At 45.9% G+C, this 25,014-nt stretch carries 24 protein-coding genes; 9 read left to right on the top strand and 15 right to left on the bottom strand.

Annotated elements, in window-relative coordinates; genetic code table 11:
- Positions 1-20 precede the first annotated feature (20 nt).
- Positions 21-341, top strand: coding sequence for a nitrite reductase small subunit NirD (nirD, locus tag ACZ07B_RS18540; RefSeq protein ID WP_014475751.1), 321 nt, complete (start codon positions 21-23; stop codon positions 339-341).
- 60 nt (positions 342-401) lie between these two features.
- Entirely contained in the window at positions 402-1,853 is a 1,452-nt protein-coding gene (gene cobA / locus ACZ07B_RS18535) for a uroporphyrinogen-III C-methyltransferase (RefSeq protein WP_124060111.1), read from the top strand.
- Between the two features lie 31 nt (positions 1,854-1,884).
- Here the strand turns inward: cobA and ffoR are convergent, their stop codons facing one another.
- Positions 1,885-2,895 carry a ferredoxin--NADP(+) reductase gene (gene ffoR, locus ACZ07B_RS18530; protein ID WP_464877526.1) on the bottom strand — a complete coding sequence of 337 codons (1,011 nt, stop codon included), beginning with the start codon at positions 2,893-2,895 and terminating at the stop codon, positions 1,885-1,887.
- Positions 2,896-3,056: 161 nt separating this feature from the next.
- Between ffoR and ACZ07B_RS18525 the strand changes: the two genes are divergently transcribed.
- The 3 genes from ACZ07B_RS18525 (at position 3,057) to ACZ07B_RS18515 (ending at position 5,757) form a co-directional block, all read left to right on the top strand.
- Positions 3,057-3,911: an alpha/beta fold hydrolase gene (locus tag ACZ07B_RS18525; RefSeq protein ID WP_464877525.1), complete on the top strand. Its 855-nt coding sequence runs from the start codon at positions 3,057-3,059 to the stop codon at positions 3,909-3,911.
- A gap of 99 nt (positions 3,912-4,010) precedes the next feature.
- Positions 4,011-4,895, top strand: a complete 885-nt coding sequence (locus ACZ07B_RS18520) for a permease (protein ID WP_010886400.1) — start codon at positions 4,011-4,013, stop codon at positions 4,893-4,895.
- Between the two features lie 4 nt (positions 4,896-4,899).
- Positions 4,900-5,757: a TIGR03943 family putative permease subunit gene (locus ACZ07B_RS18515; protein WP_015252860.1), complete on the top strand. Its 858-nt coding sequence runs from the start codon at positions 4,900-4,902 to the stop codon at positions 5,755-5,757.
- A 36-nt stretch (positions 5,758-5,793) separates the two neighbouring features.
- Here ACZ07B_RS18515 and putR read toward each other — a convergent pair whose 3' ends face one another.
- From putR to ACZ07B_RS18480, 7 genes are all read right to left on the bottom strand, one after another.
- The gene (gene putR / locus ACZ07B_RS18510; RefSeq protein ID WP_003234651.1) at positions 5,794-7,029 is read right to left on the bottom strand and encodes a proline utilization transcriptional regulator PutR; all 1,236 of its coding nucleotides are present in this window, start codon (positions 7,027-7,029) and stop codon (positions 5,794-5,796) included.
- A gap of 152 nt (positions 7,030-7,181) precedes the next feature.
- Positions 7,182-8,636, bottom strand: a complete 1,455-nt coding sequence (putP, locus tag ACZ07B_RS18505) for a sodium/proline symporter PutP (RefSeq protein WP_464877563.1) — start codon at positions 8,634-8,636, stop codon at positions 7,182-7,184.
- Positions 8,637-8,726: 90 nt separating this feature from the next.
- Complete coding sequence (gene pruA, locus ACZ07B_RS18500) at positions 8,727-10,274, bottom strand: L-glutamate gamma-semialdehyde dehydrogenase (RefSeq protein ID WP_003234655.1); 1,548 nt, start codon at positions 10,272-10,274, stop codon at positions 8,727-8,729.
- Between the two features lie 16 nt (positions 10,275-10,290).
- Positions 10,291-11,202, bottom strand: a complete 912-nt coding sequence (gene putB, locus ACZ07B_RS18495; protein WP_003246421.1) for a proline dehydrogenase PutB — start codon at positions 11,200-11,202, stop codon at positions 10,291-10,293.
- Positions 11,203-11,392: 190 nt separating this feature from the next.
- Positions 11,393-12,175, bottom strand: a complete 783-nt coding sequence (locus ACZ07B_RS18490; RefSeq protein WP_042977248.1) for a nucleotidyltransferase domain-containing protein — start codon at positions 12,173-12,175, stop codon at positions 11,393-11,395.
- Between the two features lie 83 nt (positions 12,176-12,258).
- Complete coding sequence (gene cah / locus ACZ07B_RS18485; protein WP_049140234.1) at positions 12,259-13,215, bottom strand: cephalosporin C deacetylase; 957 nt, start codon at positions 13,213-13,215, stop codon at positions 12,259-12,261.
- Between the two features lie 71 nt (positions 13,216-13,286).
- A complete protein-coding gene (locus tag ACZ07B_RS18480; protein ID WP_464877524.1) occupies positions 13,287-14,261 on the bottom strand; it encodes a LysR family transcriptional regulator in 975 nt (324 codons plus the stop codon).
- Positions 14,262-14,378: 117 nt separating this feature from the next.
- Here ACZ07B_RS18480 and ACZ07B_RS18475 point away from each other — a divergent pair, with 117 nt between their 5' ends.
- Complete coding sequence (locus ACZ07B_RS18475) at positions 14,379-15,140, top strand: class I SAM-dependent methyltransferase (protein ID WP_326237388.1); 762 nt, start codon at positions 14,379-14,381, stop codon at positions 15,138-15,140.
- A gap of 27 nt (positions 15,141-15,167) precedes the next feature.
- On the opposite strand, the gene ACZ07B_RS18470 is transcribed toward ACZ07B_RS18475, so the two are convergent.
- The gene (locus ACZ07B_RS18470) at positions 15,168-15,728 is read right to left on the bottom strand and encodes a shikimate kinase (RefSeq protein ID WP_019712415.1); all 561 of its coding nucleotides are present in this window, start codon (positions 15,726-15,728) and stop codon (positions 15,168-15,170) included.
- Positions 15,729-16,004: 276 nt separating this feature from the next.
- Between ACZ07B_RS18470 and tmrB the strand changes: the two genes are divergently transcribed.
- Entirely contained in the window at positions 16,005-16,598 is a 594-nt protein-coding gene (gene tmrB, locus ACZ07B_RS18465; protein WP_029727058.1) for a tunicamycin resistance ATP-binding TmrB, read from the top strand.
- A 49-nt stretch (positions 16,599-16,647) separates the two neighbouring features.
- On the opposite strand, the gene nadE is transcribed toward tmrB, so the two are convergent.
- Positions 16,648-17,466: an ammonia-dependent NAD(+) synthetase gene (nadE, locus tag ACZ07B_RS18460; protein WP_003246440.1), complete on the bottom strand. Its 819-nt coding sequence runs from the start codon at positions 17,464-17,466 to the stop codon at positions 16,648-16,650.
- 129 nt (positions 17,467-17,595) lie between these two features.
- Positions 17,596-18,192: a DUF1989 domain-containing protein gene (locus ACZ07B_RS18455; RefSeq protein WP_003246345.1), complete on the bottom strand. Its 597-nt coding sequence runs from the start codon at positions 18,190-18,192 to the stop codon at positions 17,596-17,598.
- 129 nt (positions 18,193-18,321) lie between these two features.
- Here ACZ07B_RS18455 and ACZ07B_RS18450 point away from each other — a divergent pair, with 129 nt between their 5' ends.
- Positions 18,322-19,662 carry an amino acid permease gene (locus tag ACZ07B_RS18450; RefSeq protein ID WP_216996272.1) on the top strand — a complete coding sequence of 447 codons (1,341 nt, stop codon included), beginning with the start codon at positions 18,322-18,324 and terminating at the stop codon, positions 19,660-19,662.
- Between the two features lies 1 nt (position 19,663).
- On the opposite strand, the gene ACZ07B_RS18445 is transcribed toward ACZ07B_RS18450, so the two are convergent.
- The 3 genes from ACZ07B_RS18445 to ACZ07B_RS18435 all read right to left on the bottom strand — a co-directional run bounded on the left by ACZ07B_RS18445 (position 19,664) and on the right by ACZ07B_RS18435 (position 21,662).
- Positions 19,664-20,425: a YqcI/YcgG family protein gene (locus tag ACZ07B_RS18445; protein ID WP_464877523.1), complete on the bottom strand. Its 762-nt coding sequence runs from the start codon at positions 20,423-20,425 to the stop codon at positions 19,664-19,666.
- A 69-nt stretch (positions 20,426-20,494) separates the two neighbouring features.
- On the bottom strand, positions 20,495-21,124 hold the full coding sequence (locus ACZ07B_RS18440) for a LysE family translocator (protein ID WP_003246469.1): 630 nt from the start codon (positions 21,122-21,124) through the stop codon (positions 20,495-20,497).
- Between the two features lie 73 nt (positions 21,125-21,197).
- Positions 21,198-21,662, bottom strand: coding sequence for a MarR family transcriptional regulator (locus tag ACZ07B_RS18435; RefSeq protein WP_003246360.1), 465 nt, complete (start codon positions 21,660-21,662; stop codon positions 21,198-21,200).
- Between the two features lie 112 nt (positions 21,663-21,774).
- Here ACZ07B_RS18435 and bmr3 point away from each other — a divergent pair, with 112 nt between their 5' ends.
- Positions 21,775-23,313: a multidrug efflux MFS transporter Bmr3 gene (gene bmr3, locus ACZ07B_RS18430; RefSeq protein WP_003234681.1), complete on the top strand. Its 1,539-nt coding sequence runs from the start codon at positions 21,775-21,777 to the stop codon at positions 23,311-23,313.
- 44 nt (positions 23,314-23,357) lie between these two features.
- On the opposite strand, the gene ACZ07B_RS18425 is transcribed toward bmr3, so the two are convergent.
- Positions 23,358-24,983, bottom strand: coding sequence for an L-lactate permease (locus ACZ07B_RS18425; protein WP_464877522.1), 1,626 nt, complete (start codon positions 24,981-24,983; stop codon positions 23,358-23,360).
- Between the last annotated feature and the right edge of the window lie 31 nt (positions 24,984-25,014).

The raw sequence follows: 25,014 nt of genomic DNA, 5'->3' as shown, positions 1-25,014 counted from the left end.
ATCATTGAGGAGGAATGGACATGGTAAACAAAGACGTAACAAAAGTATGTATCGGAAAAATTGAAGAATTGCCTGAACAATTAGGCAAAACAGTGTATATTGAAGATAAGGAGCTCGCGGTTTTCAAGCTTTCAGACGGAAGCATCCGCGCCATTGAAAACCGCTGTCCGCATAAGGGCGGCGTCCTGGCAGAAGGCATCGTCAGCGGTGAATATGTTTTCTGCCCGATGCATGACTGGAAAATTTCCTTAGAAGACGGAATCGTCCAAGAACCTGACCACGGATGTGTCAAAACATATGAAACGCTGATCGAAGGAGAACATGTTTATCTCGTATATTGATCAAAAGACCGGATCACTTTTCTAGTGGTCCTTCATTTTTTACAGTGACGGAAGGATGACATGATCATGAAGAACGGAATCGTATATTTCGTGGGAGCCGGACCCGGCGACCCAGGCCTGCTCACCATCAAAGGAAAACAGGCGCTCGAGGAAGCAGATGTGATTTTATATGACCGGCTCGCCAACCCGAAGCTGCTCGAATTTGCATCACCGGACTGCCAGTTTATTTATTGCGGAAAACTGCCAGACCGCCATTTTATGAAACAAAAAGAAATTAACGCCCTGCTGGTTGAAAAAGCATTAAATGGGTTAACCGTCGTTCGCTTGAAGGGCGGAGATCCGAGCGTATTCGGCAGAGTCGGCGAGGAAGCAGATGCTCTTCATGAGCACGGCATTCGCTATGAAATGGTGCCGGGAATCACCTCTGGAATTGCAGCGCCGCTATATGCGGGCATCCCCGTCACGCATCGGGATTTTGCATCGTCTTTTGCCATGATTACAGCGCATGATAAATCATTAAAAGGCACGCCGAACCTTGACTGGGAAGGGCTGGCCCGAAGCGTTCAAACCCTTGTTTTTTACATGGGTGTCAAGAACTTGTCTTATATTTGCCAGCAGCTTATTTCATACGGGAAATCGCCTTCTGTCCCTGTCATTGTCATCCAATGGGGAACGTGGGGCCGCCAGCGGAGTGTGAAAGGAACACTTGAGAACATTCAGCAAAAAGTGCAGGAACACCAGATTACAAACCCTGCGATTATCGTCATCGGAGACATCGTCAACTTTCAAACACACAGCTGGTTTGAAAGCAAACCGCTCATCGGCCGGCATTTGATGGTTGTGACTCATGGCGAAGATGAAGACCAGCTTGCAGACAAGCTGCGCGATTCCGGCGCCGATGTCATCGAGTGGCCGAAATGGCGGATCGAAAACATGCCTGTCAATGAAGAAATTCTTCGAAAGATTGGCACCTTTGAAGACATTTTTTTCACATCGCGCCGGGCGGTTTGTGAATTTTTCAGAGCACTGGCTTCTCAGAAAATCGACATCCGCCAGCTGACAGCCAAACTGAGTGCAGCATCTGAGCAAGCAAAGACGGAGCTTGAAAAACGGGGCTTTCTTGTCACCGCCATTCAGCCTGATTCAGAAAAACGTCTTGTTGTCGGGAGCCGCCATGCAGTGGAATTCATGCAAAAGCATGAATCCTGTTCGTTTTATATCACTCATGAAAACGTCATAGATGACCGGTTCACCCACATGATTCAGCGTACCATCAGTGAATCCCCGCTGCACATGGTCATTTGCCCGAACAAGCTGTCCGTTCAGCAATTGATCAATGGTGGCGAACAAATTGGCATTTCGCCGGAACCGTCAGCAAGCCGGCCCCCTATCGTCTGTATAGGCGATGACTCAGCTGCCGGGGCTTATGGATTCACAGCCATCCAAGAACAGGATGAATTATTTGCTTTCATCCAAAATCAACAAGCGGAAAGAAAACTCCTTCACAGCTGATGGCAAACAGCCCTTTCCCCCAAGGGCTGTTTTATTTATGTACCAATTTTTTATGATGGGTTGAATACATCGCCATATTCTCAGCCTTAGGATCCAAATAAGCCTTTGCGCTGTTGACTGCTGTCGGGCCCTCGGTAAAGCCGCCGGCAATTAATCTCAGCTTGCTTTCATAAAAAGCCGCATCGCCCGCCACAAACACGCCCGGAAGATTCGTTCGCATATGTCTGTCAGCTTTCACCCTTCCTTCTTCAATCTCCAGCCCCCACTCCATCATCGGCCCTAGATCAATTTTGAAGCCATGATTAATGATCAGCTCATCAACCTCTATATCTTCCCTTTGGCCTGATTCAGCATGACAAATCGTCACGCTTTTGATGCGCTCTTCATCGCCGCTCAGCTGCTCTAGACAATAAGGAGTAAGCACCCGCACCGATGATTGTTTCATTTTCGTCACGCTGCTTTCCATTCCGCCGAATTCCTCACGCCGATGAACGACAGTCACAGACGCGGCAATCGGTTCAAGCTCATTAGCCCAATCGACCGCAGTATCTCCGCCGCCTGATATCACCACGCGCTTATCTTTAAACGCATCGAGCTTCTCCACTCCGTAATGAAGATTTTTGCCCGCATAACGGGCCGCATCCTCACTGTCAAACTCATTGACCTCAAGCGTTCCCATGCCGCAAGCCAAAATCACAGTTCTTGTATAGTGCTTTTCCCCTTCAGAACCCGTCAGTACAATGGTGCCGTCATTCAGGTGTTCAAACCCGGTCACACGCTGATTCAATACGATATCAGGATCAAACGTTGCCGCCTGCTCCTTCAGCTGCTCGATCAGCTGCTTTCCCGCAATCCCCGGTATGCCGCCGATATCGCGAATGATTTTCTCAGGAAAGAATAAAGACACCTTCCCTCCGAGCTTCGGCAAAAATTCGATTACCTTTGTTTTTAGCTCCCGCATCCCGCAGTAAAAAGCAGTAAACAGCCCAATCGGCCCCCCGCCTATAATCGTAACGTCATATACCTCTTGATTCTCAGCCATCCGTCCTGCCTCCCGTTCACATCTATATCAAAGTTTTAATTGAGAATGAATATCAATACAAAGTATATCATATTTCAAGGGCCTTTGTTTATTCATTTCTTTTACCTTGTGGTCAATTGCTCAAAACTCTATAATAGGCAAAAACCAATTGGGTGAAACAGATGAAAAGACGAGTCGAAACGATCACCTTCTATGGCAGTACACTAGAATATTCTGTGACAGGCAAGGGAACTCCGATCCTTGTCATGCATGGCGGGCATTCAAATTGTTACGAGGAATTCGGATACACAGCGTTGATTGAGCAAGGGTATTCCATCATTACGCCTTCAAGGCCCGGCTATGGACGAACGTCAAAAGAAATTGGAAAAAGTCTTGCCAACGCCTGCCGTTTCTATGTGAAATTATTAGATCATTTACAAATCGACAGTGTCCATGTGATCGCCATCTCAGCAGGAGGGCCGAGCGGCATATGCTTTGCCTCACATTATCCAGAAAGAGTAAATACATTGACCCTGCAATCCGCGGTCACCAAAGAGTGGCTCACCCCAAAAGACACTGAATATAAATTGGGGAGAATTCTCTTCCGCCCGCCGGTGGAAAAGTGGATATGGAAGCTGATTTCTTCTTTGAATAACGCTTTCCCGCGTTTGATGTTTCGAGCTATGAGCCCCCAATTCAGCACGATTCCGTTTCAGCGAATCAAGTCCTTAATGGATGAAAAAGACATAGAAGCATTTCGGAAAATGAACAGCCGGCAGCGCTCGGGTGAAGGATTTCTGATTGACTTGTCACAAACCGCCGCTGTCTCTTTAAAAGACCTGCAAGCCATCATATGTCCCGTGCTGATTATGCAAAGTGTTTATGATGGATTGGTTGACTTGTCACATGCACATCATGCAAAAGAGCACATTCGTGGCGCTGCTCTCTGTTTGCTTCACTCATGGGGACACCTGATTTGGCTCGGAAAAGAAGCTGCAGAAACAGACAGTATCCTACTCGGCTTTTTGGAATCCTAACCAAAGTGAAACGATCCTTTCCCCTCCTCCGTCAAACAAGCAGTGCCTTTTTTTCTGGTATCATAAGAAAGGCAGCTTAACATGAGCGGAGGTTTTATTGTGACAGCACAATCATCTTTTCTTCAGCTGAATTCTATTTTTATCAGCATTTTAATAGAAGCCATTCCGTTTATTCTGATTGGCGTCATACTTTCCGGAATCATTCAAATGTTTGTTTCTGAAGAAATGATTGCAAGAATCATGCCGAAAAACCGTTTTCTCGCCGTTTTATTCGGTGCGCTGGCCGGCGTTTTATTTCCCGCCTGCGAATGCGGCATCATCCCGATTACGAGGCGGCTTCTGTTAAAGGGAGTTCCTCTGCATGCGGGGGTTGCTTTCATGCTGACCGCGCCTATCATTAATCCTATCGTTTTATTTTCTACTTATATTGCGTTCGGGAATAGATGGAGCGTTGTCTTTTACAGAGGCGGACTGGCTCTCGCCGTTTCGCTGATCATCGGGGTCATCTTATCCTATCAATTTAAGGATAACCAGCTTTTGAAGCCTGATGAACCCGGGCACCACCATCATCATCACGGCACCTTGCTCCAAAAACTGGGCGGGACCTTGCGGCATGCCATTGATGAATTTTTCTCCGTGGGAAAATACTTAATCATCGGCGCCTTTATCGCAGCCGCTATGCAGACGTATGTCAAAACATCCACTCTGCTTGCGATCGGGCAGAATGATGTATCCTCTTCCCTCGTGATGATGGGTCTGGCGTTTGTCCTGTCGCTTTGTTCAGAAGTTGATGCGTTCATCGCGTCTTCCTTCAGCAGCACATTTTCATTAGGATCGTTAATCGCCTTTCTCGTCTTTGGCGCAATGGTGGATATTAAGAATCTATTGATGATGCTTGCGGCCTTCAAAAAACGATTTGTTTTCCTGCTGATTACATACATTGTCGTGATTGTTTTAGCGGGATCACTACTGGTAAAGGGGTGATTGGGTGTTTCGTCTATTGGTGCTGATGGGATTTACGTTTTTCTTTTATCATCTGCATGCCTCAGGAAATCTAACAAAATATATCAATATGAAATATTCCTATCTGTCCTTTATTGCGATCTTCCTGCTGGCTATTCTGACCGCCGTCCAAGCATATCTATTTATCAAGTCGCCTGAAAAAAGCGGGCATCACCATGACCATGATTGCGGGTGCGGCCATGATCACGAGCATGACCATGAACAAAACAAGCCATTTTATCAGCGTTATTTGATTTATGTTGTTTTTCTTTTTCCTTTGGTGTCAGGCATCTTCTTCCCGATTGCAACGCTTGACTCATCCATAGTCAAAACAAAAGGGTTCTCGTTTAAGGCGATGGAGAGCGGAGATCACTACTCCCAAACACAGTATTTGCGGCCTGATGCCAGCCTTTATTATGCGCAAGACAGCTATGACAAACAAATGAAACAGCTGTTTAATAAGTATTCCAGCAAAAAAGAGATTTCTCTGACCGATGACGATTTCCTAAAAGGAATGGAAACCATCTATAACTATCCGGGTGAATTTCTCGGACGGACGATAGAATTTCATGGATTTGCTTACAAAGGAAACGCAATTAACAAAAATCAGCTGTTCGTATTAAGGTTTGGCATCATTCACTGTATCGCTGATTCCGGCGTGTACGGGATGCTTGTGGAATTTCCGAAGGACATGGACATCAAGGATGATGAATGGATTCACATTAAGGGCACTCTGGCCTCAGAATATTACCAGCCATTCAAGTCAACTCTCCCTGTCGTCAAAGTAACAGACTGGAATACCATTAAAAAACCTGATGATCCGTATGTTTACAGAGGATTTTAAGTGAAGACGAAACCAGTACAAGTACTGGTTTCTTTTTTATTTCTTTTTCATCAGCATCAAATCGAGATAGAGCTGGCACCGCGTTCTGAAATCGCTTAAATCGATCGACGTCATCTCAGTAATCTGTTTGATGCGGTAATTCAATGTATTTTGGTGAATAAACAGCTGTTCTGCCGCTGGTTTTGTTTTGCAGTTGTTGAGGAGATAGATTTCCAAGGTTTTGAGCAGCTCAGTGCTGCTTTCTTCGTCTTTCGCTTTTAATAAAGCTAAATCTTTATTCTCGTATTCTAAAAATTCATTTTTCTGTTCGATGCTTTCTAAATAACGGTAAATGCCGAGTTTGGCATATTCATATGGAATGTTTTCCTGATTGCCGGTGATTTCTGCGGCTTTGATGACTTCAAGTGCTTCTGTGTAGCTCTTGCCAAGTTTTAATAGGTGATTATATTCGTTTCCGATACCGATATAAATAGGGGTAGGTATTTTTTGAAAGTGAAAATGTGTTAACAGCTTGTTAATAAACTCAGAAGCTGCTGAGGAGACGGAGCTTTTTTGGGAAAAACTCGCTACGACGATGACAATGTTTGATTCGATCGTTAAGACATGACTGACCTTATCCCGTAAATTCAGGTACGACCTGATATTTTCCTTTAGATCCTCAACCGCTTCCCCATCCCCATTTGCGGCGTGCAGGATAACAACTGAAAACATGGAAGGCAGCACGGTGTTGATCCTTTCAGCTTCCCGTCTGAGTTCCTTCTCAGAGGTAAATTGCTGATAGATCGCTCGTTTGATGAGATCCTCTGCTTTTTCTTCCTTTTCCTGTTTCAATTTATTCGTTTTATAAATGATTTTCCCGACATGGAAGGAGGTCTCGTACAAAAAGTCGAGCTCTTCATCCGTCAGATTTTGGTCCAGCTCCTGAATCCAGATGTAGCCCATGACTTCCCCTTTGTGCTTTGCACTCACGACCACCCTCTGGTTTAACCCGATGCTTTCAATTTTATTGACGCGAAAAGGCTCAGGCTCTGTTTTCAATTTTTCAATAATTCCGTCCTTCAGAAACCTCTCAAAAATCTGGACCGGACACTTTTTCGAAAAAATAGTCTGCTGGTTGGCAGAATCAAAATGGTTAATATAGTAAGAATTATAGGCTAACAAAAAGAAATCCGCGCTTTCCAGTATCACTGGCTTTTGCAGTTCATAGCTAATAAAATCAATTAGCTTATCAACATCTGAAAATGAAAAAACTCTCTCTAAAAGCTCTTCCATACCTTTTTCTCCTATACTTTTTTTACTTTAATCATATCCATACGGGGTCTTTTTGTATAGAAAAAAATACGTTTGTTTCCAAAAGAAAAAAATGGCCGCTTAAAAGGAGAAAAGAGGAAAAAGGGACAGCCCCTTCCTCCTCCTTTCGATCTTTATTGCGACATTGTATCTTGGTAGTCGTTGAACTGGTCTGTGACAGCTTGTGACGGAGCCTGCGTCAATATGCTGACAAAAAAGACAGATAATAGACTCGCAGCAAAACCAGGTATCATTTCATACAGAAAGTCCGAAAGACCGGCATTCGCCCAAATGATTACAGTCGCTGCTCCCACAATCATGCCGGCGAGTGCCCCCCATTTGGTCATTCGTTTCCAAAACAGACTGAGCAGTACAACCGGCCCGAATGATGCACCGAAGCCCGCCCACGCGTAGCTGACCAATCCAAGGATGGTGTTATTTTTCTCCCAAGCCAGAACCAACGCGACAATTGAAACAGCCAGAACAGCCAGACGGCCTAAAAACACCAGTTCTTTATCTGAAGCTGAGCGTCTGAACATCGACTTATACAAATCTTCTACGAGAGAGCTTGATGTCACAAGCAGCTGGGAAGAAATTGTACTCATAATCGCGGCCAAAATCGCTGAAATCAGAAAACCCGTGATAATCGGATGGAACAAGATATTCCCTAACTGAATAAAAATCGTCTCAGGGTCCTTCAGTGTCATGCCCCGCTGATGGTAATAAGCGATTCCGCCCAAACCGGTCAGCACTGCGCCTACTGCAGACAAAATCATCCAGCCCATCCCGATTCTGCGCGCTCTTTTGATCTCTTTGACAGACGTGATCGCCATAAAACGCACAATAATATGCGGCTGGCCAAAGTATCCCAGCCCCCAGGCAAACAAAGAAATAATGCCAAGGACGCTCGTTCCTTTGAAAATATTAAACATATCAGGATCTACAGAGCGGATTTTAGCAACTGTATCACCTGCTCCTCCCGTGTGGAAAAACGTAACGATCGGCACAAGAATGAGTGCGGCAAACATAATGATCCCCTGAACAAAATCTGTCCAGCTGACTGCCAAAAAGCCGCCAAACAGGGTATATGCCACAACAACACCTGTCACAATCCACAGGCCGGTGTGATAATCCATCCCCAAGATGCTGTTGAATAAAACGCCGCCGGACACCATGCCGGACGATACATAAAACGTGAAAAAGACTAAAATGACAATTCCCGAAAACAGTCTGAGAAGCTTTGTTTGATCTCCGAAACGATTTTCCAGGAATCCGGGAATTGTAATGGAATTCCCCGCTTTTTCAGTATAGGTTCTCAGCCGCGGTGCGACGTAAAGCCAGTTCGCCCACGCTCCAAGACAAAGTCCGAACACAATCCAAACTCCGCTCAGACCAGTAGAAAACATGGCGCCCGGAAGCCCCATCAGCAGCCAGCCGCTCATATCGGCAGCGCCGGCACTAAGAGCGGTTACTGCCGGACCTAAAGAGCGTCCTCCCAGCATGTAATCCGTCAGATTCGACGTACGCTTGTAAGCAAAGTAGCCGATTAGCAGCATTCCCGCCATATAAATACAAATCGAAATAATCAGCTGTGTGTTTTCTATGGCACTTCCTCCTCTTTTTTATAGTATATGGATGAAATGGACACCCCCGCAGGGAGGATGCCCATTTAGTCCCGCTTAGAACATTTCACTGATTGTTTTTGCTTGCATATGCAGAGCCAAGTAATCCGGCCCGCCTGCTTTTGAATCCGTTCCCGACATTTTGAAGCCGCCAAACGGATGGTAGCCGACGATAGCACCTGTACAGTTGCGGTTGAAGTATAGGTTTCCGACATGGAATTCCTGTTTCGCACGCTCGATGTGCTTGCGGTTGTTTGTGATAACCGCGCCTGTCAAACCATATTCAGTATTGTTTGCCACTTCTAAAGCTTCATCAAAGTCTGACACTTTACAAAATGCAACGACAGGTCCGAAAATTTCTTCCTGCATGAGTCTTGCTTTCGGATCAAGGTCAGCGAAGATCGTCGGTTTGATGAAGTATCCTTTCGAATCATCACCAGTACCGCCGCTTACTAAACGCCCTTCCTGTTTTCCAATCTCAATATAGCTCATAATTTTATCATAAGAACCTTGGTCAATGACAGGTCCCATATAAACATCTGCACTGTCAGGTTTAGCTGTTACTTTTGATTCCGTAATTTCAATGACACGCTCTAATACTTGATCATACACTTTTTCATGAACAACTGCACGTGAACCTGCAGAGCATTTTTGTCCCGCAAAGCCGAATGCTGAAGTAAAGATCGATTGAGCCGCTAATTCAATGTCCGCATCCTCATCAACAACAACCGTATCTTTACCGCCCATTTCAGCGATGACACGCTTTAAATGCTGCTGGCCCGGCTGAACCTTCGCCGCGCGTTCGAAAATTCTCGTACCAACTTCTCTTGATCCCGTAAATGTGATAAGGCTTGTTTTCGGATGGTCAACAAGATAGTCGCCTACTTCCGCTCCGCTTCCCGGAACAAAGTTGACTACGCCTTTTGGCAATCCGGACTCTTCAAGCACCTCAACAAATTTTGCTGCAATAACAGGTGTAGCACTCGCAGGTTTCAGAACCACTGTGTTTCCAGTAACGATCGGCGCCACTGTTGTGCCTGCCATGATCGCAAACAAGAAGTTCCAAGGCGGGATAACGACTGTCACTCCAGTCGGCGTGTATACATATTGGTTTTTCTCGCCTTCACGGCTGTTGACCGGTTTGCCTTTTGCCAGTTCGATCATTTGGCGTGCATAATACTCCATGAAGTCAATCGCTTCAGCCGTATCGGCATCCGCCTCGTTCCAAGGCTTTCCTGCTTCTTTCACAAGCAAAGCTGAGAATTCATGTTTTCTTCTGCGGACTTTGGCAGCAGCGCGGAACAGGACAGCCGCTCTCTCTTCAGGAGACGTATATCTCCACTCTTCAAATGCTTTTGCAGCCGCTTGAATCGCTTGCTCAGCGTGCTCTTGAGACGCTTTTGACACTCGGCCGACGACTTCTTCTTTATCAGCCGGGTTGATTGAAACGATTTTCGCTTCCGTTTCCACTCTCTCGCCGTTAATGACAAGCGGATAGTCTTTTCCTAAATATTCGCTTACTGTCGCAAGCGCTTTTTTAAACGCTTCCACGTTGTTTTGATCTTGGAAATTTGTGAATGGCTCGTGTTTGTAAGGTGTTGTCATGATAATCTCTCCTTTTTTACTTCTTTGTCATTCCTTTGAAAGCAAATGCAATGTTTGACGGACGTTCTGCAAGGCGTCTCATAAAATAGCCGTACCAATCCTCGCCGTATGGCAGGTAGACTCTCATGTTATAACCTTCTTTTACGAGGCTGAGCTGGGTTTGCGACCGCATGCCGTACAGCATCTGAAATTCAAACTTGTCATTGGCAATGCCATGTTCCTTGGCAAGCTGCTTTGTAAAGTCGATCATTTTGTCGTCATGTGTGGCAATCGCTGTATAGTGACCGTTTAAGAGCTGCTTTCGGATGATTTTTTTGTAATTTTCATCGACATCGCTTTTCTCCGGGAAAGCTACTTTTTCTGATTCTTTATAAGCTCCTTTTACAAGGCGAAGGAACGGGTTTAAAGAATCCAAATCGTCAATGTCTTTTTCCGTCCGGTACAGATAGGCTTGCAGCACTGTGCTCACATGCTCGTATTTCTTTCTGAAATCTTTGAAAATATCAAGCGTTTTCTGGCATCTGACTTCGTCCTCCATGTCAATGGTGACCATGATTTTATGTTTCTCGGCCGTCTGAAGGATTTTTGTCATATTTTCATACACCAAATCCATATCTATATCCAAACCTAAAGACGTCATTTTTAAAGAAACGTGTGAGTTCAGCTCCTGATCCGCGATGGTCGCAATGGTTTGAATGCACTCTTCCGTACGCTCCCGTGCGACCTCGGCGCTGTTCACAAACTCGCCTAAATGATCGACAGTAACTGACAAGCCTTGGCTGTTAAGCTGTCGAATGGTCGGGATTGAACTGTTAAAGTCATTCCCGCCGATAATTTTACCCGCTGCTACCCGGCTTCCCCAGTTCCTCGCCATTTTATTGAGAAAGCCGCTTTTGGATAAAAATAAGAAAAAATCTCTTGTGATCACTTCCAACCTCAACACCCCGCAATCTAAGAAGTATTTGTATGAGTTTATTGTAAATGGACAAAACCGACGTTCACAATATTCTCAAAATACAAAGATTCTGATTATTTTTGTGGGTTTGCCACAATCAGATAGTTAGAAAGTCGGGGGGGATTCTGTCGAATAAAGGAGAAAAAGGAAGCGACAAAAAACATCAGCTTCCTCCATCCTTCCACACCTCTTCAACCGTATTCAAAAGCAAACGGTTCAATTCAGATGTCATATCTTTTTTCTCTGCCTTCAGTTCTTTTGCCGCTTCCATGATTCTTTCGATTTCCGTTTCAATGAATTGGTGAATAACATTGATTCTTGCTTCGAGGTCAAGCTCTTCTCCTCTTCTTTTCCGTTCAAGCAAGGTTTCCATTTCAGCCTTCAGCTCGGGTTCAGCAACAAGTTCATTCATCAAAACAGTAAAGTCCATTGGCGGTATGGTTCCGTGTTTTTCAATCCATTGGCAGGCCAAAATAGGCCGAAGAACGTAGAAGTACTTTTTAATTTTGACCTCTTGTCCTTGTAGATAATCCTTGACGTTCCTTCTCGCCATATTGATATAGTGATACACGCTTGCTTCAGGCTTAAATGCCTCCGTGCGCAGTTTTCTTAACTGCTCTGCGGTCGTAAATGCTTCATAATACACAATGTCTGAGGACAGCCATTCGAGGAGCGGAGGGTTTGACTTTTTGAAAAGCCGAAGCGTTTTTCTCAGCTCCCAGCCGCTGATATCCAGCAAATCGTGAATCGGTTCCTCAATGACATCACGCTCCTGCTCAATTGAAAAATACCACTCCTTTTTCGGCACATAAATAAAGCGGACGTCGTAATCACTATCCTGCGAGGGAAATCCCCATGCGCGGCTTCCTGACTCGACGGCATACACGATTTTGACTCCGTATGACTGCTCGATCCGTTTTAATTCATCAATGATTCTTTGTTTCATATCTATTCGTCTCCAGTCTGTTCTCATTCCGGCAGTTTGCAGAAAAAAACCGCCTGATGATATGCGGCGGCTTTTCACATTTATCAGCCTTTAAGATGCTGCTTAAAGAAAGCAAGTTTTTCCGTTTGAAAAGCAGGGATATACTCATGTCCGAAGTAGCGGTACACCTTCAGCTCTTTCTCTGTTTCCAAATGATTGTAGGCGGCAAACACGGTCGACGGCGGCGTGACCTTGTCAATCAGGCCGATTGACATCAGGACAGGCACCTTCACTCGGTCAGCGAGATTCATAATATCGAAATATGAAAGTGTCTTCATCGCCTGCACTTCTGTTTCCGGGCTGCCATTTCTTCTGAAGAAGGAATTGATTTCAAGGTACGGCTGTTCAAGCGCCACATCAATGGCCCGTTCGAAGTTGCTTAAATAAGGATAATCGGCAACCGCGGCTTTTGGAATGTCTGACAGCGCCGCTGCGGCAATGGTTAAACCTCCGCCTTGGCTTCCTCCTGTCACACCGATCCTTGTTTCGTCAACCTCGTCGAAGCTGCTGATGACCTCAAGCGCGCGGACGGCGTCCAAATAAACACCGCGGTAATAGTATGTATCTTTATCAAGAATTCCTTTCGTCATCCAGCCCAAAGCGTGACCGTGCGGTGAAATACTCGTATCCTCGCTGCTCTGCTGGCCGCGGACAAGCATGCCGAATGTGGCGTAGCCATGGAGTGCCCAGTTTACCATTTCATGAATCTCACCATCATAGCTTGCATTGTAGCCATGATATTTCACGATCGCCGGATGCGGGCCTTGCTTGTCAGGCACCGCGTACCATCCGGTAATGCGGGCGTTTCCGAAGCTTTTATATGTGAGACGGTACACTTTTACTCCGTCAGCAGGATAGTCAACCGGCTGTAAATCAGGTTCTGCTTGGACTTTTGCAAGTTCCTCCAAAGACAATTTCCAAAACTCAGAAAAATCTTTCGGTGCTGTTTTTTCAGGCTTATATGTTTGCAATTGGTCGAGCGGCAGATCGAATAGTTGCATTTCCGATTATTCCCCTTTGTTTTATAAGATTTAGTTTGTATTCCTATACTACCACGTTTCGTCTTTGTTTTCTAAATATTTTCATCTTTGTTTCCCAGACAGCCTTCATCAAACGTTTGTTTAAGACTTTCCCGGCTTAGTTCCATAAAGGCCTGGGCCGTCAGACTGACATAGCGGTTCTTTAAAAAGACAAAGACGAGGGTTCGTGATGGCGCGGATTGAATCGATAAATAGATCACACCCGGATCTTTATCCCTTCTGACCATATTCGGTGCCATAGTCACACCTAATCCATTAGCCACAAGAGATTGGGCGGTTTCAATATGGCTCGTCTTAAAGGCAGCATTCGGCTTAAAGCCGCTTTCCGCACAGAGATCGAGAACTGTCCTGCGAAAGCCGAAGCCTTCTTTTAACAGAATAAAGGGCACGTTCCTTACCATGTCAATCGGCACACACGGCTGGCGTCCCTCATCTTCTTCCAGCGCTTTCTCAATCAGCGCGACCAATTCCGGCGGCATCCACCTTTGTTTTTCCTTCGGCACCACGAGAACAACCGGTTCCGTGAGCAAGGGTGTAATGGAGAGCCGTTCATCCTCGATGGGCAAGGATAAAACAGAAAGGTCAACTTCTCCCTTTGCCGTCATCTCCTCTAATGAAACCGGATCTTTTTCAACAAGCTGAACCTCCACATGAGGATAGCGCGCCAAAAACTGCTTCAGCAGCGGAGGAAAGAGATATCTCCCTGTTACAGCAGGAATCCCGATGGATAATTTATGACCGATTCCCTGTGATCGCTCCTGCATTTCCCGAAGCAAATCATCTCTGGAACGAATGATGTCCTCGGCTTTTTCAATGAAACGCCTGCCGTGAGGTGTCAGTGTAACAGAGCTATGGGATCTGTGAAAAAGGGTAAGCCTCAGCTCAGCCTCAAGCTTTTTGATTTGCTGGCTGAGAGACGGCTGTGCGATATGAAGATGTTCCGCCGCCTTTGTAAAGCTTTGGCGCCGGGCAATTTCAGCTGCATATTCCATCACTTTAATATCCATTTCAGCCTCCATAGGTTGAACCTATCATTTTCATCATTTTTATATCTTGGACGAATCATAACAGAAATTGCTAACATAATCCATATCATCATTTACGAAAAGAAGGAGCTGGTTCAAATGACAAATGAAACACCGTTTTCTAAAAACGCCGAGATGTATCGGGATGAAAAGGTATTTGCCGAGGGGGAAGATTTGGGGTTGATGATCAAAACAGCGGAATGCCGGGCAGAGCTTCGAGTGCTGGATATAGGAGCGGGCGCCGGCCATACGGCGCTGGCATTTTCTCCTTATGTACAGGAGTGCATCGGTGTTGATGCGACGAAAGAGATGGTTGAGGTTGCGTCCTCCTTCGCGCAAGAAAAAGGAGCTGAAAACGTACGCTTTCAGCAAGGAACGGCAGAGTCACTCCCCTTCCCCGACGATTCATTTGACATCATCACCTGCCGATACGCAGCCCACCATTTTTCAGATGTCCGCAAAGCTGTCAGCGAGATTGCACGCGTACTGAAACAGGACGGACGTTTTCTCTTAGTTGATCATTACGCGCCTGAAGATCCCATTCTTGATGAGTTTGTCAATCATTTGAACCGGCTTCGAGACCCTTCCCATGTTCGAGAAAGCTCATTATCAGAATGGCAGGCGATGTTCAGCGCTAATCAACTGGCCTATCAAGACATCCAAAAGTGGAACTTGCCGATTCAATACGATAGCTGGATCAAACGAGGCGGAACTCCCGCTGACCGGGAAAAACAAATCATTACCCACTTGAATCACGCATCAGACGAAGCACGCGACACGTTCTGTATTACATTGAACCAAAACGGACAGCCCATCTCCTTTTGTTTAAAAGCAATTTTGATACAAGGGATAAAACGATAAAAAAAGCCGTGCGCTGCGCACGGCTTTTTACATCGGCTGATAAAGATCCCAGCCAATTTTTAATGTCTCAACAATGTAATCGGCAACCTCTTCCGGGGAAAGGTTGTCTGTTGCCACTTTTGAATTGTGCTTGTCATAAATGACTTTTCTTTCGTTAAACAGCTGTTCCATTTCATCCATTGAACGGTTATGCAGTACAGGGCGGCTTTCGATCAATAAATCCGCGCGCTGCTTCCAGTTCTCCCATGACAGGTCCAGATGAAGCACGAGACAGTTTTCCAGACAGCAATTTCTGATTTCTTCTTGTTTAAAAGATCCCCCGCCCAGAGATACGATTTTGAATCGTTTATGATGGCAGATGTCTAAAATATATTCCTTCTCCGTTTTCCGGAAAAAGTCTTCTCCCTTTTTCTCAAATATCTCAGGAATTGTCATATTGAAATCCTTTTCGATCTCTTGGTCAATATCAATAAAATCTCTATATAATTTTTTAGCGACCAATTGGCCGATTGTTGTTTTTCCTACACCCATGAATCCGATCAGGACGATATTTCTTTCTCTTACTGGGATGGCTCGTTTAGCGTTCATCTTCGGCGAAATCCTCCTAAGGAATGAAATTTTATATTCATTATATGCTTATTTAGCGAATATTTATATAGATACCGGCTTTACCGGTCAAGCTTATAGTGCGCTTTGTTGTTTAGCCATTTTTTCCTGAATGACATTCATTGTACAACATTTCTGCAGGTATTTTAATACTTCGACGCAAAAAAGCATTAAAACCTTCCGCCTTTATTGTTTTCCAGCTGACTCTTCGATGGAAGGGTCTTTTTCTGTATGATAAATAGGAAGGGAGAAATGGCGATGATCATTTGGATAAACGGGGCATTCGGTTCCGGAAAAACACAAACAGCCTTCGAACTGCACAGAAGGCTGAACCCATCTTACGTGTATGATCCCGAGAAAATGGGTTTTGCGCTGCGCTCCATGGTGCCGCAGGAGATCGCAAAGGACGATTTTCAAAGCTATCCTTTATGGCGGGCGTTCAATTACAGTTTGCTAGCTTCTCTGACAGATACATACCGCGGCATCATTATTGTGCCTATGACGATTGTACATCCTGAATACTTCAATGAGATCATCGGCAGGCTCAGACATGAAGGCAGGATCGTTCACCACTTTACACTAATGGCTTCAAAGGAAACCTTGTTAAAAAGGCTGCGCACCAGAGCAGAAGGAAAAAACTCCTGGGCCGCCAAACAAATTGACCGCTGCATTGAAGGTTTATCATCACCCATTTTTGAGGACCACATTCAAACAGACAACCTGTCGATTCAGGATGTGGCAGAGAACATTGCCGCGAGAGCCGAACTCCCATTAGATCCTGATACGAGAGGCAGCCTCCGAAGGTTCGCCGACAGATTAATGGTAAAGCTGAATCATATCCGCATCAAATAAAGCTTCTGTACACGACAAAAGCCCGCTCCGAGAGCGGGCTTTCTTCAACTTATTTCCACCAGTCATCAAACATAGACGCCGGAACCTGGCGTTTATGTTCAGTCATGCTGTAGCGTTTTTCCAGCGCTTCTGATACTTTCGCTGATACTTCTTTTCCTTCGAGATAATCGTCAATCTCGTCGTAGGAAATGCCAAGCTCTGTTTCATCCGACTGCTGCGGTTTTTCGTCAAGCAGATCGGCAGTCGGTTCTTTTAAGTATAAGCGTTCCGGTGCACCCAGCTCTTTCAGCAGGGTTCTTCCCTGGCGCTTCGTCAAGCCTGTCAGCGGCAGGAGGTCTGCTCCGCCGTCACCGTACTTCGTAAAGAAACCAGTCACTGCTTCAGCAGCATGGTCTGTTCCTAACACAAGCAGGCCTTCCTGGCCGCCGATCGCGTATTGCGCGATCATTCTTGTTCTTGCTTTTACGTTTCCTTTATTAAAGTCAGTCAGCTGATCGCCTGTTTCCTGCTGATACTGATCAGAAAAAGCGCTGACTGTCGATTTAATATCAAACTTCCATGATTTATCCGGCTTAATAAACTTCAAAGCAAGCTGGGCATCGTCTTCATCCTGCTGTGTGCCATGCGGAAGACGGACCGCGATAAATTGAGCGTCTCCGCCCTCTTCGCGAATGCTCTCCACCGCAAGCTGAGCGAGTCTTCCCGCAAGTGTTGAATCCTGGCCCCCGCTGATTCCCAATACAAAGCCTTTAGCACCGGTTTTCTTTACATATTGTTTTAAAAAATTGACTCGGTCCTCAATTTCTTGCTTTGGATCAATTGAGGGCTTCACATGTAACTCACGCATAATCTTTTCCTGCATGCTCATCCCAATCATTCCTCCTGTACATTTTCCCTTATTACTGATCATTTCCCCAAATCAATGAAAATGAATCATGACTGTTATGTATCCCTATTAAATATAGCACAGGTCTTCATTCACAGTGAACAAGAGAGATCAGCTGACTTCAACCCGTATGGATGTCACACTGTCGCCATTGCATTTCCCTTTTTCAATCGGGCAGGAAGAAAACGCGACAATTAAATCCATCTCCGCCCTGAGCCTTACATAATCTCCGGCATTCGAAAGCGGTGTTTCCACAGACAGATTCCCTTTCTCATCAAGGACAGTATTCATAAAAATCGCAAATGGGTAATGCATGTGAGGCTTCGGTACGCCAAACTGCTCAAGCGCACGGTTCATATTGTCATAGCACGTATCCTGAAACTCATCCTTTTGCTTCCCATATAAGAGCCTGTTCATATCAGGACGGCAGGCGGGCAGCAGCAGATCATGCTTGCCGACCGTATCTTCAATCAGGGTTAACATCGGCTTATACAGGTTGGAGTAGAGATGGTCGTTGACCTTCACATGAATGGAGTGATTGGCGTCTATCGTCGCTCCCTGATCAAGGTGTTCATAAAAATCCTTGGCATGGTATGCGACAAAATCAGCCACCTGCTGCCCTTCTACATCAACCACTTTTAAAATCTGCCCCTTTTTCAGCTTCAGCCCCAGCCCTTTTTTCGGCTCCACAATATATTGCTGTGTCATTGGTTTGCTCCTTTTTTCATTAGTATGAGCGTCCGCTTCCTTCTCCATGTAAAAAGAGGCAAAAATCCGATGTATATAAGCTTCGGACAGATCACAATCTAACCTTAGATAAAAGGGGTTGAATAAATAATGAGCCAAACAAAAAAAGACCAGCCAAAAGGGAATCTGGCTTGGTGGCAGCTGTCACTGATCGGAGTCGGCTGCACGATTGGAACAGGCTTCTTTCTCGGTTCCAGCATCGCAATTGTAAAAAGCGGTTTTTCCGTTCTCCTTTCATTTCTGATCGCAGGGATCGGTACGTATTTTGTCTTTGAACAGCTCGCCAAGCTATCGGCGAAGCAGCCGGAAAAAGGTTCGTTTTGTGCGTATGCCCGAAAAGCATTCGGCAAATGGGCAGGCTTCAGCAACGGCTGGGTGTACTGGTCATCAGAAATGCTGATTACCGGAAGCCAGCTGACAGCCATTTCGCTATTTACGAAGCATTGGTTTCCTCAAATGCCGTTATGGGTGTTCGCCTCAATCTACGCAGTACTGGGGCTCCTTATTATTTTCACCGGCCTGTCCGTCTTTGAAAAAACAGAAAACGTGCTGGCAGTCATTAAAACAGCTGCTATTTTTATGTTTATTGTCATTGCCATCCTGGCTTTATGCGGTATCCTGTCCGGCGGAAATCATGGCATACATGTTCCAAATAAGACGAGTGAGTTTTTCCCATACGGCGCCATGGGGCTGTGGACAGGTTTAATCTACGCGTTTTACGCTTTTGGCGGGATTGAGGTCATGGGGCTGATGGCGGTTCACTTAAAAAAACCTGAGGAAGCGTCTAAATCAGGGAAACTGATGCTGGCAACGCTGGCGATTATTTATATCATTTCAATCGGGCTGGCTCTGCTTTTGGTTCCGTTACACAAGTTTACAGAACAGGACAGCCCGTTCATTACGTCGTTAAAAGGATACAACCTTGAGATCATCCTTGATATATTTAACGGGATTTTCATTATCGCCGGGTTCTCGACCCTTGTCGCTTCGCTATTTGCGGTTACGACATTGCTTTGTACGATGGCTGATGACGGCGACGCGCCGAAATGCTTTACTCTAAAGGAAGGCAAAAAAATATGCTGGCCGGCACTTGGGCTGACGTTTGCGGGGCTTGTTCTCTCCATTATTCTGTCGTTAGTGCTGCCTAAAAACATTTATGAGCATATGACAACAGCTGCGGGGCTTATGCTTTTATACACTTGGCTGTTTATCCTGTTCTCCAGCAAAAAGCTGACTGATCCCGAGGGCATGGGAAAAACACAAATTTATTTAGCGATGGTTCTGATTGCTGCGGCTGTGTCCGGTACATTGTTTGAAAAATCAAGCCGGCCCGGTTTTTTCGTCAGCATAGGTTTTCTCGTGATCATCGCCATCGTGACCATGATCTATCAAAAAAAGCAGGGTCATAAAGATCGCCCTGCCAGTCCCTGATTTATTGCATTTTGTTGAACATGTTCTTTAAATAAGAAAACGGGCACTTCGATACCTGTTTTTCGTCATCACGGAGGAAATACTGCTTCCATTCACGATTATTCTTTCCTCCGTACCAGCCTAATTGCGGGTGAATCGGAGCCTGATCATAGGCCTCTAAACGAGATCGGATCAGCCTGCTCATGTTACGGCCAAATGCAGTTGATCCATTTAGGTCATCAAACACCCACCTTGGCTGAAACGTGACCATAAAAAAAGGAAAGCTCCGGCTTCTTCTTGCCTCGTGCCCCGGTGTAGCGCACAGAATGAAATACGGCTCGCCGTCAAAACAAAACTCCCATTTATAATGCTCAGGATCGGCCGGAATGTCTTCCGGCCATTCTTTTTCGTCTTGATGACTCAGTCTATTTAAAAAGCGCCAAAACAGCTCTTCATACGCTTCAATCGAATAATGCTCCGCCAAATCTTCCGGTGTATCAAACAACACAACGAGGGATGCGTATTTTCCCGTGTCCCGCGATATCTTGCCGTACTCCGCAAGCAACGGAGCCAGTTCCTCCGCTGTACGGTTTTCCCGCGGATCTCCGGCAAAAGCAATCCGAAGCTGATCAGTCAGAAACGCCTGACGTCCGGGAATGCACGGAAACGTATCCGCGTCGTCCCCCAGAGTTTCTGCCAGCAGCTCAAAAGCGATTCTTTGCCATTCAGGAAGCTCTTCCTGAATACGTTCCAGAAAACTTTTGGTGTAAATCCCATTCACCATTGATCCACCTCCAGTATCATCTGGATACTATATTAAAACTGGAAGCGGCAGGTGACTGTCCTTCATGAATCAGCCCAATAACTGTTTGATGCCCTGATAACCAAAGTAAAAGCCAAACACAAGGAGGGATACACCGGCGATTCCGGTCAATCCTCTCAATAGCTTTTCATGAAGCAGGTTTCTGAACGTACTGGCTGTGATAGCCATGCAGAAATCCCAGATTAAAATGCCGATCATGATGCCGGAGCTATAGATTAGAAGCTGATTCATATTGTAGGCCTCTGCTGTTTTCGCAAGAATGCTTCCGTAAATTCCAAGCCAAAAAAGGATGCTCAATGGGTTTGACAATGAAATGAGAAAACCCGATGCGAATGTTTTCCTGTATGACGGTTTCCCCCGCGAGCTTCGCACATCCATCGGTTCTCTGACGTTTTTCAGCGTTTCAATTCCGGTATAGGTCAGGACAAAAAAGCCGAACAGCCACAAAAACGTTTTCACAAATGGAGCGGTCAAGAACTGCGATAGCCCGAAATAGATAAAAAGCATGTACAGCCCATCCGCTGTCATGGCGCCTAAACCGAAAATCCATGCATGCCAAAAACCGTTTTTAATTCCTTTGTCTATTTGCGCCGCATTCACTGGCCCCACAGGCGCAGACAAGGACAGTCCCAGCACAATATAGCTCAAAAAAATGTTCACCGGCCCGTACTCCCTTCTCTTATGTAACTTGTACAATTTATTCGGGAACGGGCCAAGCTATGCACAAATTCACTTACTGTTTCAGACGTTCAAGCTCTTCCTCCATAATATCGGCGGCTTTGCCTACAAAACTGAAAATGAGTTCCAGCTCCTCTTCCGTATATTCGCGGCACAAATCCATCGTTGACTCAGACAGAGGACGGAACAAATCCTTTATATGTTTTTTCGAAGCAGTCAAAGGGACGATTACGACTCTCCTGCGATCGTTCGGGTCCTTTTCACGAGCCACATACCCCGCTTTTTCCAGCCGGTCAACAAGCGCCGTGACTGACCCCGTGCTGAGGCCGGTTTTTTTCCCCAGCTCTCCAGCCGTCATCGGCCCTGCTTCATTTAAAATGTCAGCTGATTTCAAATCGGTGGGAAACAGACCGAGAGCTTGAGCGGCTGCCTGATGAAACAGAACCGTTCTTGTGCCCAGTTTTCGAAAAAGCTGAACAGCAGTCTTTTCCAACTCACTTCTGGAATTTCTTGTTGACAACTGACAGTCCTCCCTATAAAATCGAGTTTATCTTGATAATCGAGATATTCAACAATCAAACTATTATCATGATATCAGAACTTACATAGAAAAGTAAGAGGAGGTAGAACAAATGGACACAACAACAGCAAAACAGGCTTCCACCAAATTTGTGGTCCTCGGTCTCCTGCTGGGCATCTTGATGTCTGCAATGGACAATACGATTGTTGCCACCGCGATGGGCAATATCGTAGCCGATCTTGGAAGCTTCGATAAATTTGCCTGGGTGACGGCATCCTATATGGTGGCGGTTATGGCTGGCATGCCGATTTACGGCAAGCTTTCCGATATGTACGGCCGAAAACGTTTTTTCCTGTTTGGACTTATTTTTTTCTTAATCGGTTCTGCTTTATGCGGGATTGCCCAGACGATGAATCAGCTGATCATCTTCCGGGCCATTCAAGGGATCGGAGGCGGCGCGCTCCTGCCGATTGCCTTTACCATTATCTTCGATTTGTTTCCGCCGGAAAAACGCGGAAAAATGTCCGGCATGTTCGGTGCTGTATTTGGATTATCCAGTGTTCTTGGTCCGCTCTTAGGCGCGATCATTACAGATTCGATCAGCTGGCACTGGGTGTTTTACATCAATGTGCCGATCGGCGCATTGTCATTGTTTTTCATTATTCGCTACTACAAAGAATCTCTGGAGCACAGAAAGCAGAAAATAGACTGGGGCGGCGCGATTACCTTAGTCGTATCCATTGTATGCCTGATGTTCGCCCTTGAGCTTGGCGGCAAAACATACGATTGGAATTCCATTCAGATCATCGGGCTGTTTATTGTATTCGCCGTTTTCTTCATTGCCTTTTTTATTGTGGAGAGAAAAGCAGAAGAGCCTATTATTTCTTTCTGGATGTTTAAGAACCGCTTGTTTGCCACAGCACAGATTCTCGCTTTCCTGTATGGCGGAACATTTATTATTTTAGCGGTATTTATTCCGATTTTCGTTCAGGCGGTCTACGGCAGCTCGGCGACAAGCGCGGGCTTCATTCTGACGCCGATGATGATTGGATCAGTCATCGGAAGCATGATCGGCGGGATCTTCCAAACGAAGGCAAGCTTCCGCAATTTGATGCTGATATCTGTTATAGCTTTCTTTATCGGCATGCTGCTTCTTTCCAATATGACGCCTGACACAGCACGGGTATGGCTGACAGTCTTTATGATGATTTCAGGCTTTGGTGTAGGCTTTAACTTCTCCCTGCTGCCGGCGGCATCGATGAATGATCTTGAACCTCGCTTTCGGGGAACGGCAAACTCTACAAATTCATTTTTGCGATCATTTGGCATGACCTTAGGCGTCACCATTTTCGGAACGGTGCAAACAAACGTATTCACGAACAAGCTGAGCGACGCCTTCAGCGGTATGAAAGGCTCAGCGGGATCAGGTGCTGCGCAAAATATTGGCGACCCGCAAGAGATATTCCAAGCGGGAACACGTTCCCAGATTCCTGATGCGATCCTGAATCGCATTATTGACGCGATGTCATCAAGTATTACGTATGTCTTTTTGCTCGCTTTGATTCCAATTGTCCTCGCGGCGGTTACCATTTTATTTATGGGGAAAGCCAGAGTGAAAACAACAGCCGAAATGACAAAGAAAGCAAATTAACATAAAAAAAGCAGTACATGCTGGGCATGTACTGCTTTTTTATATTACACTCCTAATCTTGCAAGAATAAACGTCCATATACAAATGATCAATAACAGAATCAGGCTGTACACCACTGTCCTTTTAAACAGTTTAGATTCCTTGCCTGTTTGGCCGACCGCTGCGGCAGCGATGGCGATAGATTGAGGAGAAACAAGTTTCGCCATGACACCGCCCGCCGTATTTGCGGCTAACAGCAAGTCTGAACCCGCACCGATCTGCGCTCCGGTGACAACCTGCAAATGACCGAACAAAGCGTTATTGCTGACAACAGAACCAGTAATGAACACGCCAATCCAGCCAAGAACAGGACTGACAAACGGGAACAGGTCTCCTGTTTTCGCCAATGCTAATCCAATTGAAGAGCTGAGCCCTGCGAAGTTGGCCAGATTGGCAAACCCCATCACGAAGCAGATCGTCATAATCGGCACCCACAGCTCTTTTCCTGTCTCCTTCAGGGAAGCAAAGGCATCCCGGGAGGAGAACTTTTTGCTGAACAGCCCTGTCACGATGACCGCCGCTAAAATCGCTGTACCAGTCGCTGACAGCAGATCAACTTTAAAGACTGCATCTAACGGCATGGCAGATGGCGCAATCGGCGGCATTTTCATAATTTGCTGATGCAGAAAAGGCATTTTGAACAGGAGCGTTGATTGATATAACAGCCCGCCTTCTTGGAAAAGCGCTTTGAAGGCAGGAAGGCTCCAAATGGTGATCGCCGCAGTTAAAATGTAGAAAGGAGACCACGCTTTCGCAATGTCAGCGGCACGGTATGCTTTTTTCTCACCAGCATCGCCGGCCCCTTCCTCGCGGTAAATCTCTTTCGGCTGCCATTTGCGGAGGAAGAGGGCAAGCCCGCCCATGCTGAATAAGGCAGCCAAAATGTTTGCTAATTCCGGCCCGAGCACCGCCATTGTCAGTGTCTGAACCGCTGTATACCCACCGCTCACAACCAGAAGAGCGGGCCATGTCTGTTTGATTCCTTTCATTCGGTCTAATAAGAATACAAGCAGGAATGGTATTAAAAATGAGATCATCGGCAGTGTCCACATTAATGTCCGAGACAGCTCAAGAGCAGACAAATCACCAATCTGCGCCCCTGTGATGACAGGAATCCCGATCGCCCCAAAGGCTCCGGAGGCGGCGTTTGCAATCAAGCAGAGCGCTGCCGCTTTTAACGGTTTAAAACCAAGTTCGACGAGCAGCGCCGCGCTAATCGCAATCGGAACACCAAAACCGGCAGCGCCTTCTAAAAACGCGTTAAAACAAAAACCAATTAATAATAGCTGTAATCGTTGGTCAGGCGAAATGCCGGCAATGCTGGACCGAATAATGGTAAATTTCCCGGTTTTCACTGCGATTTTATACAGCCACACCGCCATCAGGACGATGTAGCCAATGGGCCACAGCCCGCTCCCGATTCCTAACAAAACAGAAGAAATCGCTTTTTCAACCGGCATATGAAATGCCCAAACGGAGACGAAGAAACTGACGGCTAGGGTAAGAAATGCCGCAAGAATGCCTTTCATTTTCAAAACAGTTAAAGCCAAAAGAAAAAAGAGAATCGGAGTGAGCGCCACAAGTGCGCTCACATACTCGTTTCCAAACGGATCATACAACTGCTCCCACATTGACAATCAGCCCTTTACTCTAAAGTTGCGG

This window comes from Bacillus sp. 9.4 (genome assembly GCF_055486415.1).
Note: the sequence above shows the minus strand (reverse complement) of the source record. Positions and strands in the feature narration are given on the sequence as shown.

What these genes read in the sequence shown, in the direction of transcription:
- ACZ07B_RS18445 (WP_464877523.1), bottom strand. Translation starts at nt 20,425, where the DNA reads ATGGTGAATGGGATTTACACCAAAAGTTTTCTGGAACGTATTCAGGAA.
- cah (WP_049140234.1), bottom strand. Translation starts at nt 13,215, where the DNA reads ATGCAACTATTCGATCTGCCGCTCGACCAATTGCAAACATATAAGCCT.
- ffoR (WP_464877526.1), bottom strand. Translation starts at nt 2,895, where the DNA reads ATGGCTGAGAATCAAGAGGTATATGACGTTACGATTATAGGCGGGGGG.
- ACZ07B_RS18475 (WP_326237388.1), top strand. Translation starts at nt 14,379, where the DNA reads ATGACAAATGAAACACCGTTTTCTAAAAACGCCGAGATGTATCGGGAT.
- ACZ07B_RS18425 (WP_464877522.1), bottom strand. Translation starts at nt 24,983, where the DNA reads ATGTGGGAGCAGTTGTATGATCCGTTTGGAAACGAGTATGTGAGCGCA.
- nadE (WP_003246440.1), bottom strand. Translation starts at nt 17,466, where the DNA reads ATGAGCATGCAGGAAAAGATTATGCGTGAGTTACATGTGAAGCCCTCA.
- ACZ07B_RS18450 (WP_216996272.1), top strand. Translation starts at nt 18,322, where the DNA reads ATGAGCCAAACAAAAAAAGACCAGCCAAAAGGGAATCTGGCTTGGTGG.
- nirD (WP_014475751.1), top strand. Translation starts at nt 21, where the DNA reads ATGGTAAACAAAGACGTAACAAAAGTATGTATCGGAAAAATTGAAGAA.
- tmrB (WP_029727058.1), top strand. Translation starts at nt 16,005, where the DNA reads ATGATCATTTGGATAAACGGGGCATTCGGTTCCGGAAAAACACAAACA.
- cobA (WP_124060111.1), top strand. Translation starts at nt 402, where the DNA reads ATGATCATGAAGAACGGAATCGTATATTTCGTGGGAGCCGGACCCGGC.
- ACZ07B_RS18470 (WP_019712415.1), bottom strand. Translation starts at nt 15,728, where the DNA reads ATGAACGCTAAACGAGCCATCCCAGTAAGAGAAAGAAATATCGTCCTG.
- bmr3 (WP_003234681.1), top strand. Translation starts at nt 21,775, where the DNA reads ATGGACACAACAACAGCAAAACAGGCTTCCACCAAATTTGTGGTCCTC.
- ACZ07B_RS18480 (WP_464877524.1), bottom strand. Translation starts at nt 14,261, where the DNA reads ATGGATATTAAAGTGATGGAATATGCAGCTGAAATTGCCCGGCGCCAA.
- ACZ07B_RS18455 (WP_003246345.1), bottom strand. Translation starts at nt 18,192, where the DNA reads ATGACACAGCAATATATTGTGGAGCCGAAAAAAGGGCTGGGGCTGAAG.
- putR (WP_003234651.1), bottom strand. Translation starts at nt 7,029, where the DNA reads ATGGAAGAGCTTTTAGAGAGAGTTTTTTCATTTTCAGATGTTGATAAG.
- pruA (WP_003234655.1), bottom strand. Translation starts at nt 10,274, where the DNA reads ATGACAACACCTTACAAACACGAGCCATTCACAAATTTCCAAGATCAA.
- ACZ07B_RS18525 (WP_464877525.1), top strand. Translation starts at nt 3,057, where the DNA reads ATGAAAAGACGAGTCGAAACGATCACCTTCTATGGCAGTACACTAGAA.
- ACZ07B_RS18490 (WP_042977248.1), bottom strand. Translation starts at nt 12,175, where the DNA reads ATGAAACAAAGAATCATTGATGAATTAAAACGGATCGAGCAGTCATAC.